Below are 12,349 nucleotides of genomic sequence, written 5' to 3'. Positions count from 1 at the left end.
CCGGACTCCGCCATGACCGCCACGCCCAGCCCCCCTGCGGCCCCCTCGCCGTGTCTCCCGCCTCAGGCGGCGCCCCCCATCGATGGACGCCGCCTGGTCAGCCTGCCCCTGGAGCCTGGACTCACCTGTCTGCGGGGGCTCAGCCCCCGTCGCCTGCGCTTCGAGGTCGAGTACGGCCGCGAGCGGGGCACCTGCGCCAACAGCTACCTCTTCGACGCCGGCACCACCGCCTCCGGTGAGCCGGTGCCCGCCCTCCTGGTGCATCCCCCCGGCGCCACCTTCACCACGCCCTTCCTCGACTGCCTGGGCCGGCTGCTGGACCCGGCCGCTCCGCTGGACGTCGTGGTGGGGGTCGTCAATCCCAATCGCGTGCTGCTGCTGCGTCGGCTGGCCCGGCGCTGGCCCGGGCTGCGGCTGATCGCTTCCAACGCCGGTGCCTTGGTGGTGCAGGACCTCTGGGATCGGCAGGCTCCGGCCTCCGGCGACGCTGACGACGATGCACCAGGTCTCCCCCTGCCGCCGATCGAGGTGATCAGGGGCGAGCACACCAGGGAGATGGGCCATGGACTGCGGCTCCGCCTGATTCCCGCCCCCACGCCCCGTTGGCCGGGCGGGTTGATCGCCTTCGAGGAGACCAGCGGGCTGCTGATGAGCAGCAAGTTCTTCTCCGCCCACGTCTGTGTGGAGAGCTTCGCTGAACCCACCCGCCATGACACCGAGGCGGACCGCCGTTTCTTCCACGACTGCCTGATGGCGCCGATGGCCCGCCAGGTGGAGATGGTGCTCGATCGCATCGAGACCCTGCCGATCCGCACGATCGCCCCGGCCCACGGGCCGGCCGTGGACCAGAGCTGGCGCAGCCTGGTGGCCGACTACCGCCGCTGGGGCCGTCGCCAGGAGCAGGCCACCGCCTCGGTGGCCCTCCTGTATGCCAGCGCCTACGGCAACACCGCCGCCATCGCCGATGCCCTGGCCCGCGGCCTCACCGGCAGTGGTGTGCGGGTGGAGAGCCTCAACTGCGAGTTCGCCGGGCCCGATCAGGTGCTCCAGGCGATCCGCTCCTGCGATGGCCTGCTGATCGGTTCGCCGACGCTGGGGGGGCATGCCCCCACCCCGATCGTCTCGGCCCTGGGCACGGTGCTGGCCGAGGGGGACCGGACGAGACCGGTGGGGGTGTTCGGCAGCTTCGGCTGGAGCGGCGAGGCGATCGACCTGCTGGCCGGCAAGCTGCGCGACGGCGGGTTCCACCTGGCCTTCGATCCCATCCGGGTGAGGTTCAGCCCGGATGCGGCGATGTTCGCCCGGCTGGAGGAGCAGGGAGCGGCCATGGCCCGCCTGGTGCTGGGGCGATCGGGGAGGATCCGTCGCTCCGCCAGTGGCGGCGGCGTGAAGGAGAGCCGCAGCCTGCCGGCCCAGCGCGCCCTCGGGCGGGTGGTGGGTTCCCTGTGCGTGCTCACCGTCCGCCGCGGCTCCGGGTCTGGGGCGCTCGAAGGGGCCCAGCTGGTGAGCTGGGTGAGCCAGGCCGGCTTCCATCCACCCGCCATCAGCCTGTCGGTGGGCCAGGACCTGCCGCTGGCCGAGACGCTCCCGGTGGGGGAGACCTTCGCCCTGAACATGCTGCAGGCCGGCAGCGAGAACCGCCTCGCCAAGCCGTTCCTGCGGCCCATCCCTCCGGCGCCGGCCGCCATGGCCGATCTGGCACCGAAGGCCGGCCCCCAGGGTCAGCCCCTGCTGGCGGACGCCCTGGCCTGGCTGGAGGCGCGTGTCAGCCAGCGGGTGGCCTGCGGTGACCACTGGCTGCTGGTGGCCGAGGTGCTCTCCGGCGGGGTGCTCGATGCCGACGGCACCACCGCCGTTCCCCAGCGTCGCAGTGGTGTTCCTCTCTGAGGTCCGGTCGCTGCAGCTACCGGTGCACGTATGCGGTTTTCTGCTCGTGAAGGAGGGAACTTTTAGGCTTCAAGTTCTCCTGGAATCCCGTTCCGGTGGGCCTCGCCAGAGGTTCCACCGGAATTTTTCTGGCCCTGCATTGCTTGATTCTTCGGTAGGTCATGGGGCCCCAAACGGAGGAGCGCGGTGCCGCTGTCGCGGTGCTCAACCGCCGACCGCCTGGGTGGTCGGGATGGAGCTGACCGGGCACCGATTCCGGCAGAGCACCTCCAATGGCGGCCGGCCGGTGATGGCCAGGCGCCAGCGGGCCCACAGCCCGTAGAGGGCATCCACCAGGGGGCGCAGCAGGGGCCAGCGGGTGGGGGCGTAGAGCCAGCCCAGATTCACCAGGCCATAGGCCTGGCGGAACACCTCCACATCCCGGATCACGCCGCCGTCGGCGCGCAGGGCGTGCATACGGCCCATGGCCTCGGCGTAGGTGATGCCACCGTGGCGGGCCGGGTCATAGGCGGGGTCGTCCACGTCGACGAAGGCCAGCCGGCCCACCCCCCGGTCGCGGCGGCGCAGGGCGTTCACCTCCCGCAGGCACAGGGGGCAGCCGCCATCGAACAGCAGGGTGAGCTCGGCCATGGGGGTGGTGGGCGACGACGGGGGCGCCTGGGGCACCGGACGCCGGATGAGCCTAGAAAGGGCTGCCGCTGCACCGGTGGCAGCCATCCGGTGGCCAGACTCCAGCCCCCTTCCCTCTCCCCCATGCCCGTCCGCCGCCAGGCCGCGCTGCACCGCTGGCAACGCCGGGACCCGGCCCTGATCCGCCGGGTGATGCCGTTCTGGGGCTGGCTGTATCAGCACTACTTCCGGGTCGTCTCCGATGGGTGGGAGCACATCCCCGACGCCGATCCCCTGCTGTTCGTGGGCACCCACAACGGCGGGCTGGCGGCGCCCGACATGCACATGGTCATGTACGACTGGTTCCGCCGCTTCGGCCTGGAGCGCCCCGTGCTGGGGCTGGCGCACCCGAAGGTCTGGCTGGGCTATCCGCCCCTGGCCGATCTGGCCGCCCGCACGGGCGCCATTCCATACCATCCGCGCCTGGCCCTGGCGGCCCTGGAGGAGGGGAACAGTCTGCTGGTGTATCCCGGCGGCGGGCAGGACACCTTCCGCCCCCATCGGGACCGGGGCCGCATCCACTTCGCCGGCCGCACCGGCTTCCTGCGCCTGGCGATCTGGCACGACCTGCCGATCGTCCCGGTGATCTCCTGGGGGGCCCACGACACCCTGGTGGTGCTGGAGGACTTCTACCCCCAGTTCCGGGCGCTGCACGAGCGGGGGATGCCCTGGCTGTTCGGCATCGATCCCGAGGTGATGCCCCTCTACCTGGGCCTCCCCTGGGGCCTGGCCCTGGGGCCGCTGCTCAACCTGCCCCTGCCGGTGCGGATCCACACGCGGGTGTGTCCGCCGATCCGCCTGGAGCGCAGCGGCCATGCCGCCAGCCGCGACCGGGCCTATGTGCAGGCCTGCTACCGCCGGGTGACGGCCACGATGCAGGACGCCCTCGACCGGCTGGCGGCCGAGGCTCAGCGGTAACGGGAAGGAGCCACGTAGGACTGGGAGGGAATCGACTGGGGTCCGCTGCCGTTGCCGAGCCGCTGCGGCAGGGGATCGACCCGGCGCTGCAGTTCCGCCAGGGAGCGCGTTTCCCCCATCGCCAGACCGGTCAGCACCGCCAGTTCCTGCTTCATCTGGTTGGCGGGCCTGGGATTCACGAAGCGGAAGTTGAGGGTGGTCTTGTCGCCGGCGCTGTCGTAGCCCACCACCGTGAAGTAGAGATCCGCCGTCCTGCCGGCCTTGGATCCGGCGAAGGCACCGCCCACCATGCCCCCCACCAGGCCGATCGGGCCGAGCAGGAGGCCACCGGCGATGGCTCCGGCGGTGCCGCCACCCACCGCCCCCACGGTGCCGTTGGTGGTGTCGTAGGTCTCCGCTCCGCCCGCGATCCAGCGGGCGACTCTGCCGATGGGGATGAAGCTCTTCCTGTCACCGATGCCGTTGGCGTCGAGGTTGATGGTGCAGGGGTTGTTGCCGCAGAGGGCCTGGTAGGTGGCGGCTGAGGCCGGGGCGGGAAGCAGCAGGCCCAGCAGGACCGGCGTGATCAGGGCCGCCCGGATCCGGAGCCGGGCCGATGCGGAGACCATGGGTCGAGGGCGAAGGGAGCCCAGTCAATCGCCGGAGGCCAGGGGTGCAATGGGGAGGGTCCCCCGGGGTGATGACCGGATGTGACTGGTGCCCCTGGCGTGGGGCCGGGCCCGGGGCTCCGATGATGGTCGTCGCTCTGCCGGTGTCCCCGGGGCCCCCATGTCCCTGATCAACACGGCCGTCGGTCTGCTGGCGATCAGCTCACCGATCGGTCTGCTGCCGGTGGTGGTGGAGGCCGGTGGGGGCAACCCCGTGCGGATCCGCCGGATCAGCCGCCTGGCGGTGCTCACCTTTCTCTGTGCCCTGATCGCCGCCTGCTGGTGGGGGCAGGGCCTGCTCGACCTGTTCGGCATCACCCTCGAGGCCTTCCGGGTGGCCGGGGGGCTGATCCTGCTGCCGATCGGCCTGCGCCTGATCGATGGGCGGGAGGTGAGCCACGGTTCCCTGGATGGCACCGAGGACAGTGCCGGTGTGGTGCCGATCGGCCTGCCGCTGCTGGCGGGCCCCGGCGCCATCTCCCTGGTGGTGGCCGATGCCCCCGCCGCCTGGCAGGGCAGGCTGGCCCTCAGCGCGGTGATCGGCCTGCTGGCCATCCTGATCTACCTGTTGCTGATCGCTTCGATGCCCCTGCGTCAGGCCCTGGGGGAACTGCAGGAGAAGGTGATCAGCCGCCTGATGGGGCTGCTGCTGAGCGCCATTGCCGTCCAGATGCTCGTCAGTGGCCTCAGGGGCTGCTTTCCGGTGCTGGCGTGAGGGGCCCGGTGTGCCGGGAACCCTCAGAGACAACCAAGCCGCGGTGGGGTGGGCGGCCCCTCGAACGGGTCGATGGCCAGCTCCCGATCCAGCACCGTCAGGATGTCCTGGATCACGGCAGGGCGGGTGGCCACCCAGAGGAAACCCTCCAGGGGTGCGGCCGCGACCGGATCCCACAGGCAGAACTGGGGGTGCTGCCGGTACATGCGGGTGGCCAGGGGCACGAGGAACCGGGTCTTGGGGAACCGGTCCTCCCCGTGATCGAAGGTGAGGACGATGGCGAATTCCAGTTCGCCCCTGGCGGTGTAGCGATCGATCCGGGTCTCCCCCTCCGATCCGGCAAACGGTGAGAGCCGGTACTCGACGTAGCGACGATGGAAGGGGTTCCTCTGCTCCTTCCAGGTCCTCGCCTCCACGCCCAGCTCCGTCGCCAGCTCGGTGAGCAGCAGGTAGGAATGGGTGCGGAGGGTCTCGTGGAGCTCGTCGGTCCGGTGGCTCTGCAGCCGCCAGCGCTCCGCCAGGGCCTCGTAGCGGCTCATCCTGGGCGGGTCCTGGGGGGTGGGTCCCGTGGGGCCAGTCACCGATGCTCTCCTGAGTTTTTCAGTTTATCGGCGCCCAGCCGGCGGGCCAGCGGACGGCTCCGCCGCGACGGGGAAGGGTCGATCCAGGGGCCGCTCACGCTCTGAAATGTCGGTCGGCGATAGCTTTCTCGGCCATTCAGCCCGATCGCGGCAGGCTTGCTGCAGGACCGCAGAGCCGAACATGGCCGTGAGCGATGACTTGGTGTATTCTTAAGGGGCAGTGAGACAAAGGCCATGGATCCTGTTAGCCCTATAGCCCAGCTGGCAGTGGCCGCCATCAGCGGCGCCGCCTTCCTGATTTCGATGGTGGTGATCCCCTTCCCCGAGTCGAAGGCCGATTCCTCGGCCGGTATCAGCGCCACCTCCCAGACGAGCGACGGCGTCTTCCGCACGCTTGATGCTTCCCCCACCTCCCTGACCAAGTAATCCTTCCCCCAGCGATCCTCCGGCACGCCTCTCCAGGCCAGCCCTTGAACAGCCCCAGGCCGCTCCGGTCGCCCGCTCCGCTCAATCACGCCTTCCACAGCGGATCCTCGCCAATCCCCGGTCCCTGATCCAGCGAGCCAACGTTCAGCCGCGAGACCCGAAGCCGGTCCCCTGAACGCCCCTCCCCGCAGGCGACCTCGTCCGACACCGGCGCCTGGGCGCGCCGCAGGATGGTCAGAACCCGCTCTCCGCTGCCATGGCTGACGGCCTTGAGACGCCTCCGCCGCTGGTCCTGGTCCATGGCCTGTTCGACACGCCCCGGGTCTTCGACCGGCTCGATCGGCAGCTGGCCGGCCGGCGCCAGCGCCTGCTGAAGCCGGCCCTGCCGCTCCCCCTGGATGCCGCCGCCATCGAGATCTCGGCCCAGCGTCTCGCCGCCGCCATTGAGGCGGCCTTCGGGACCGGGGAGCCACTCGACATCCTGGGCTTCTCCATGGGCGGCGTCATCGCCCGCACCTGGATCCAGCGGCTGGGCGGCCATGCCCGCACCCGCCGCTTCATCAGCCTCGGCAGCCCCCAGCAGGGGACCCTGACGGCCCAGCCCTGGCCCCGCCGGCTCCTGGCCGGCATCGCCGATCTCAAGGTGGGCAGCCCCTTGCTGCGGCAACTCAACGCCGACCTCACCCTGCTGCAGGGCATCGACTGCCGCAGCTACGCCACGGTCTTCGATCTGATGGTGGTGCCGGGCTGGCGGGCGGTGCTGCCGATCGGTCCGCAGCGGATGCTGCCGGTCTGGACCCACCAGCAACTGCTGCGCCACCCGGCGGCCCTCGATCCCCTGGTGGCGGATCTGCTGCGCCCCTGAGCCGTTTCCGGGCCCAGCATGGGGGTGGACGCCGATCCGCGAGGTCACGATGCCGAACGCCCTGGCCGCAAGGCTCACCGCCTGGGGGTTCTCCTGGGCGGGTCTGCGGGACAACCGCCGCGGCGAGTGGTGGCTGATCGCCCAGATGGCCCTGATCGTGGCCCATCTGCTGCCGGCCACCCCCTCCCCCACTTCCCTGGGTCTGGCCTGGCCGCTGCCGCTGCGCCTCGGGGGGCTGGCCCTGTTCAGCCTGGGGCTGGTGCTGGCCGGCCAGGGGGCCCTCAACCTGGGCGCCAGCCTCAGCCCCCTCCCCGAACCCATGGCGGACGCCCCCCTGGTGACCACTGGGGCCTACGGCCGCTGCCGCCACCCGCTCTACCAGTCCCTGATCCTCTGCTCCCTGGGGGTGACGGTGGCCCTGGGCAGCCTGCTGCATCTCGGGCTGCTGCTGGGGCTGGTGGTCGTGCTCGGCTTCAAGGCGCGCCGGGAGGAGGCCCGCCTGGTGCTGCTCCATCCGGATTACGCCGCCTACCGCCAGGCGACGGCCGCGATCCTTCCCGGGCTGCCCTGGCTGGACTGGCGTTCCGCCTGAGCGGCTGCCGCTGGCCGATGGAGCGGTTAGAACCGACGCCGATGCTGCCTGTCCGGCCCATGAACCTGCCACCGATGTTCCGGGTTCTGAGGGCCTGCGGCCTGGCCGCCCTGGTGGCGCTGGCGGTGGGCGTGGCCGGGCCGGGCCCGGCGCTGGCCAGCTTTGTGCTGCCGCCGCTGCCCTACCCGGCCGATGCCCTGGCTCCGGCGATCGCGCCCACCACCATGACAATCCACCACGACCGCCACCACGGCGCCTATGTGGCCAACCTCAACGCCCGGATCGTCGACCACCCCGAGCTGGAGGGGATGGCCCTGGAGGACCTGCAGGGCCGGATCTCCCGCTACCCGGCCGCCGTGCGCAACAACGGCGGTGGCCACTACAACCATTCCCTGTTCTGGCGGGTGATGGCCCCTCCGGGGCAGGGCGGTGCCCCTTCCGCGGAGCTGGCTGCGGCAATCACCTCGGCCTTCGGCTCGCCCGAAGCCCTGCAGCAGCGCTTCGCCCGGGCAGCGGCCGACCGCTTCGGTTCGGGTTGGGCCTGGCTGATCCGCCGACCCGATGGGTCCCTGGCGATCACCAGCACCGCCAACCAGGACAACCCGCTGATGGATCTGCCGGAGATCGAGCGGGGTGTGCCCCTGCTGGGTCTGGATGTGTGGGAGCACGCCTACTACCTCGACTACCAGAACCGCCGGCCGGACTACGTCGCCGCCTGGTGGCCGCTGGTGAACTGGAACGAGGTGAGCCGGCGCTTCGCCGCTGGCGGCGGGGTTGGCGGCACAACAACAACCGCGAGTGAATCCTGACAGCGGCAGTTGTCGGTAGCTGATACGACGACTTCCCGGGAAAACGGTCGCGAAAGTTAACGAAATTGCCGTGATCAGCATGGCCCCGTCCCGAACCGCCCTGTCCCGGACCGTTGAGCTTGTGCCTGTGCAGCGGACGCTCCACGGTGATGCCCTGTTCTCCGCGCCCCGCACCAGCGACGAGACCCTCATCGCCGAGATCGCCCGGGGCGACGCCTTCGAGCTCTTCTGCCACCGCTTCCAGACCGATCAGCTGCTGGTGCTGCGCGGGGCGATCGACCTGGTGGTGCTGCAGAACCGCCAGCTGCGCCGCATCTCCCTGCGGGAGGACGAGGCCACCTGGGTCTGTATTCCCCCCGGGGTGCCCCATGGCGCCATCAACCGGGGCCGGATCCCCGCCCTGCTGGTCAATGCCATGCTCCGCCACGGACCCAGCCACCCGCGGGATTACGAACCCCATCCGGTGCCGGCCCGGTTCCGCAGCCAGTGGCACCGGCTGTCAGTCGCCTGAGCGCCGGCGCCGACCGGCCCGGTCAGTTGTATTCCCCGGGGATGTCCTGCTTGGTCACCGTGACCCGACCGACCTTCTTGCCCGAAAGGCGCAGCAACTCATCGCCCGAGAAGTCGAAGCCCCTGCCGGCGGCGATCTGGGCGACGTCGTCGGCGGTGGCGGCGGCCAGCACCTCGGCGCGCAGGCCTTGGTCGTCCTGCATGCGGGCCAGGAAGGAGCGGGCCTGATCGAGGCTCATGCCGGCGGGGATGGCGTGGAGCTCCAGCATGGCGCAGGCCGCTGACGGCTCCACAGCTTCTCCAGTTCCAGGTAGGCGACGAACACCAGGCTGACGCCTCCGCAGGCCCCCAGCTCGCTGGCCGTCAGTGGGGTGACACCGAAGAAATGGGCCAGCGGCGCCCCGTAGAGGAGCATCAGCTGCAGGGCGGCGCTGGCCAGCACCGCCCCCAGCAGCCAGGGATTGGCCAGGGGGGGGGTGCGCCAGAGGGGACGGTCGCTGCCGGCGGAGAGGGCATGGCCCAGCTGGGCCAGGCAGAGGGTGGTGAAGGCCATCGTCTGCCAGGGCCGTCCCAGTCGGGCGGCCACCACCATCAGCGCCACCACCAGGGCACCGAACACCACTCCGATGCGCAGGATGGCGCTGCCCAGGCCCCGGGCGAAGATCGATTCGCCGGGTTCGATCGGCGGCTGGGCCATCAGATCCTCCGCCGGCGGTCCCAGGGCGAGGGCCAGCGCCGGCAGTCCGTCGGTCACCAGGTTGATCCAGAGGATCTGCAGGGGGCTGAGCGCCAGCCCCAGCAGGGGCGCCGAGCCGATGGTGATCAGTTCGCCCAGGTTGCAGCCGAGGATGAAGCGCACGAAGCGGCGGATGTTGGCGTACACCTGCCGGCCCTCCTCCACGGCGTTGACGATCGAGGCGAAGTTGTCGTCGAGCAGCACCATGTCGGCCGCCTCCCGGCTCACGTCCGAGCCGCTGATGCCCATGGCCACACCGACGTGGGCCTGGCGCAGGGCCGGGGCGTCGTTGACCCCGTCCCCGGTCATGGCCACCACCGCACCCGTGGCCTGGAGCGCCCGCACGATGCGGAGCTTCTGCTCCGGCACCACCCGGGCGAAGAGGCTGGTCCGTCGCACCAGCGCTTCGAGCGCCGCCGCGTCGAGGCCCTCCAGCTCCGGACCCTGAACGACCGGGCTGCCCGGGTCCGCCAGGCCAATGGCCTCGCCGATCGAGCGGGCCGTGAGGGGGTGATCGCCGGTGACCATCACCGGCCGGATGCCGGCCCCACGGCAGCGGGCCACGGCGGCGGGCACCTCCGGTCGGGGCGGATCGCGCTGGGCCATCAGGCCGAGCAGCACCAGGGTCTCCAGCCCGGCCTGCGGGCCCCCATGCCGGGGGGCGGCGGCGAAGGCCAGCAGCCGCAGCCCCGAGGCGGCCAGGCCCCGGGCCTGGGCCAGCCACCAGCCCCGCTGGGCCTCGCTGAGGGGCCGCACCCCGGCGCCATCCAGCCAGCGATCGCAGCGGGGCAGGATCGCCTCGGGAGCTCCCTTGGCGATCAGCAGCAGCATGGCCGCTGCGGCGCTCGTGCCAGCAGCCGGGTGGCCCATGGCCGGGGGACCCAGCGGTGCCCTCAGGCGGCCGTCGGGGTCGCTGAGCCATACCGCCATCAGCCGGCGTTCGGCGCAGAAGGGCATCTCGGCGGCTCGGCCGTGCTGCGCCCGCAGGCTGGCGGCCTCCAGGCCCGCCCGGGCGGCGATCTCCAGCAGCGCCACCTCGGTGGGATCGCCCATGCCCCCCCGTTGCCGGGGCTCGGCGTCGTTGCACAGCACCCCGGCCTGCAGCAGCAGGTCGAGGTGGCCGGGAATGAGCCCGGCCACGGCCCCCGGCGGTGGCGCAAGCTCGGTGGTCAGGAAGCCATGGCCGCTGTCGTCGGCCCCCCGGCCGCCCTGGTGCTCCTCGCCGGGGCGCAGGGCCAGGGTGCCGCAGCGGAGCTCCGTCACCACCTGCCGGTTCTGGGTCAGGGTGCCGGTCTTGTCGGTGCAGATCACGGTGATGGCGCCCAGCGCCTCCACCGCCGGCAGGTGGCGGATCAGGGCGGCGCGACGCACCATCCGCTGGGTGCCGATGGCGAGGCTCACCGTGATCACCGCCGGCAGCCCCTCCGGCACGATCGCCACGGCGGTGGACAGGGCCAGCTCCAATAGCTCCAGGGGGGCGCCGCCGAGCAGCCAGCCCCCCAGCACCACCGCCGCCACCAGACCCAGGGCCCAGGCCACCAGCCGGCGGGACAGGTCCGCCAGCCGTTGCTGGAGGGGCGTCGGCTCCGGACGGGCGGTGTGGATCAGCGTGGCGATGCCGCCGAGCACGGTGGCCATGCCCGTGGCGGTCACCACCGCCAGCCCCCGTCCCCGCCCCACGACGGTGCCGAGAAAGAGGCAGTTGCTGCGCTCCACCAGCGGCGTGTCCGCGGCGAGTGGTGGTTCGGGGCGCTTGCTGACCAGGTCGGCCTCGCCCGTGAGAGCCGACTCCTGCAGCCCCAGGTCGCTGCTCTCCAGCAGCCGGGCGTCCGCGGGCACCCGATCGCCGCTCTCGAGGCGGATCAGGTCCCCCGGCACCAGCTGGTCACCGGGGAGGCGCTGCCAGCGCCCGTCGCGGCGGACGCGCGCCAGGGGCTGGGCGAGGTCCAGCAGGCTGCGCAGGGCCAGCAGCGCCCGACTCTCCTGCAGGTAGCCGAGCAGGGCGGTGAGCCCCACGATCAGCAGGATCGCGATCGCATCCTTGGGGAGGGCGTGATCCCCCACGGCCAGAGCGGCCGACACTGCCGCCACCGCCAGGAGCAGGAGCAGCATCACGTTGCTGAACTGGTCCAGCAGGATCCGCCAGCGGCCCGGTCCCGGCGGCAGGACGAGCCGGTTGGGGCCAGTGGCAGCCAGGCGTTCGGCCGCGGCGGCCCCGCCCAGCCCCTCCGGGCCGACCCCAAGCCGGCGCAGACAATCCGGCCCGGAAAGGGCCTGCCAGTCCGTGGCCTCAGGGATCATGGCCAGCCATCCGGTGGCCCCTGAACCCTAGGAGCGCAGGCTTTCGCAGGCCTCCCCGTCGCCATCCGAATCCAGGTAGCCGTGGCCCTGGCGCAGCAGCTCCTGGGCCCTGGCATGGGAGCCGATCTGGCTGCAGACGTGGCGGCGCCCGTCGGGGGTGGTGCCATCGGGGATCCGGGCGGAGCGGCGGCCGCGCCGGAAGTCCCAGGGCCGGGTGATCCCACCCGGCACCCGCCAGACGCCGAGCCCCCGGCGGCGGGCCCGTTCCTCGGCCTCCAGGTAGGCCGCACCGTCGCAGCCGGCCAGATAGCGCCGGTAGGCGAAGGCCAGGCCGTCCTCCACCAGGGCCAGGTTGATATTGGTGTCACGGATCACCTCGGCCACCGTGCGCCCGAAGCGGTCGGTGTCGTGGGGTTGGATCGTCACCGGCCGCCCGACGGCCAGGCGCATCAGCAGGGCCTGGCGCGCCTGCTGGCCCCAGGGGCTCTGGGCCGTCTCGGGGGCATCGATGCAGGCCAGGCGGATGGTGATCCGCTGCTGGCCGCGGCGCACCCGCAGGGTGTCGCCATCACCGACCGAGAGCACGGTGGCCTGGAAGGCCGGCGCCGCTGCCGCGGGCCCGGCCGGCAGCAGGGCCAGGAGGAGCAGCAGCGACGGCAACCGGTGGCCGGGCATGGCGTCAGGGGGACGGGG

General features: G+C 72.0%; 14 protein-coding genes. 8 read left to right on the top strand and 6 right to left on the bottom strand.

The genetic code is table 11. The annotated features are described in order from the left end of the window. Positions 1-12: 12 nt before the first annotated feature. Positions 13-1,887, top strand: coding sequence for a diflavin flavoprotein (locus L107_RS11815; RefSeq protein ID WP_159819047.1), 1,875 nt, complete (start codon positions 13-15; stop codon positions 1,885-1,887). Positions 1,888-2,091: 204 nt separating this feature from the next. Here the strand turns inward: L107_RS11815 and L107_RS11810 are convergent, their stop codons facing one another. Further along, positions 2,092-2,517, bottom strand: coding sequence for a thiol-disulfide oxidoreductase DCC family protein (locus L107_RS11810; protein WP_159819045.1), 426 nt, complete (start codon positions 2,515-2,517; stop codon positions 2,092-2,094). A 123-nt stretch (positions 2,518-2,640) separates the two neighbouring features. Here L107_RS11810 and L107_RS11805 point away from each other — a divergent pair, with 123 nt between their 5' ends. Beyond that, complete coding sequence (locus tag L107_RS11805; RefSeq protein ID WP_159819043.1) at positions 2,641-3,474, top strand: lysophospholipid acyltransferase family protein; 834 nt, start codon at positions 2,641-2,643, stop codon at positions 3,472-3,474. Here the strand turns inward: L107_RS11805 and L107_RS11800 are convergent. After that, the gene (locus L107_RS11800) at positions 3,465-4,082 is read right to left on the bottom strand and encodes a hypothetical protein (protein WP_159819041.1); all 618 of its coding nucleotides are present in this window, start codon (positions 4,080-4,082) and stop codon (positions 3,465-3,467) included. The genes L107_RS11805 and L107_RS11800 overlap by 10 nt on opposite strands. Positions 4,083-4,242: 160 nt before the next feature. Between L107_RS11800 and L107_RS11795 the strand changes: the two genes are divergently transcribed. Continuing rightward, positions 4,243-4,836, top strand: a complete 594-nt coding sequence (locus L107_RS11795; RefSeq protein ID WP_159819039.1) for a MarC family protein — start codon at positions 4,243-4,245, stop codon at positions 4,834-4,836. A gap of 23 nt (positions 4,837-4,859) precedes the next feature. Here L107_RS11795 and L107_RS11790 read toward each other — a convergent pair whose 3' ends face one another. After that, a complete protein-coding gene (locus tag L107_RS11790; protein WP_159819037.1) occupies positions 4,860-5,375 on the bottom strand; it encodes a hypothetical protein in 516 nt (171 codons plus the stop codon). Positions 5,376-5,651: 276 nt separating this feature from the next. On the opposite strand from L107_RS11790, the gene L107_RS11785 reads away from it, so the two are divergent. The 5 genes from L107_RS11785 to L107_RS11765 all read left to right on the top strand — a co-directional run bounded on the left by L107_RS11785 (position 5,652) and on the right by L107_RS11765 (position 8,620). Then, complete coding sequence (locus tag L107_RS11785) at positions 5,652-5,843, top strand: hypothetical protein (RefSeq protein ID WP_159819035.1); 192 nt, start codon at positions 5,652-5,654, stop codon at positions 5,841-5,843. A gap of 256 nt (positions 5,844-6,099) precedes the next feature. Then, positions 6,100-6,708, top strand: a complete 609-nt coding sequence (locus L107_RS11780; protein WP_159819033.1) for a triacylglycerol lipase — start codon at positions 6,100-6,102, stop codon at positions 6,706-6,708. A 49-nt stretch (positions 6,709-6,757) separates the two neighbouring features. Next, positions 6,758-7,300, top strand: a complete 543-nt coding sequence (locus L107_RS11775) for an isoprenylcysteine carboxylmethyltransferase family protein (protein ID WP_159819031.1) — start codon at positions 6,758-6,760, stop codon at positions 7,298-7,300. Positions 7,301-7,359: 59 nt separating this feature from the next. After that, entirely contained in the window at positions 7,360-8,109 is a 750-nt protein-coding gene (locus tag L107_RS11770) for a superoxide dismutase (RefSeq protein ID WP_304523560.1), read from the top strand. Positions 8,110-8,230: 121 nt separating this feature from the next. Further along, positions 8,231-8,620 carry a cupin domain-containing protein gene (locus L107_RS11765; protein WP_236550653.1) on the top strand — a complete coding sequence of 130 codons (390 nt, stop codon included), beginning with the start codon at positions 8,231-8,233 and terminating at the stop codon, positions 8,618-8,620. A 22-nt stretch (positions 8,621-8,642) separates the two neighbouring features. On the opposite strand, the gene L107_RS11760 is transcribed toward L107_RS11765, so the two are convergent. The 3 genes from L107_RS11760 to L107_RS11750 are packed head-to-tail and all read right to left on the bottom strand — an operon-like array spanning position 8,643 to position 12,331. Next, positions 8,643-8,858, bottom strand: coding sequence for a Nif11-like leader peptide family natural product precursor (locus tag L107_RS11760; RefSeq protein WP_159819366.1), 216 nt, complete (start codon positions 8,856-8,858; stop codon positions 8,643-8,645). Continuing rightward, positions 8,855-11,656 (bottom strand): cation-transporting P-type ATPase, encoded by a 2,802-nt coding sequence (locus L107_RS11755; RefSeq protein WP_159819027.1) that lies wholly within the window; start codon positions 11,654-11,656, stop codon positions 8,855-8,857. The genes L107_RS11760 and L107_RS11755 overlap by 4 nt, the downstream gene beginning before the upstream one ends. 27 nt (positions 11,657-11,683) lie before the next feature. Beyond that, positions 11,684-12,331 carry a thermonuclease family protein gene (locus L107_RS11750; protein WP_159819025.1) on the bottom strand — a complete coding sequence of 216 codons (648 nt, stop codon included), beginning with the start codon at positions 12,329-12,331 and terminating at the stop codon, positions 11,684-11,686. Positions 12,332-12,349: the final 18 nt, after the last annotated feature.

Source organism: Cyanobium sp. Copco_Reservoir_LC18, from assembly GCF_009834675.1.
Classification (GTDB): domain Bacteria; phylum Cyanobacteriota; class Cyanobacteriia; order PCC-6307; family Cyanobiaceae; genus Cyanobium; species Cyanobium minutissimum.
This window is presented reverse-complemented; position numbering and strand designations above follow the sequence as displayed.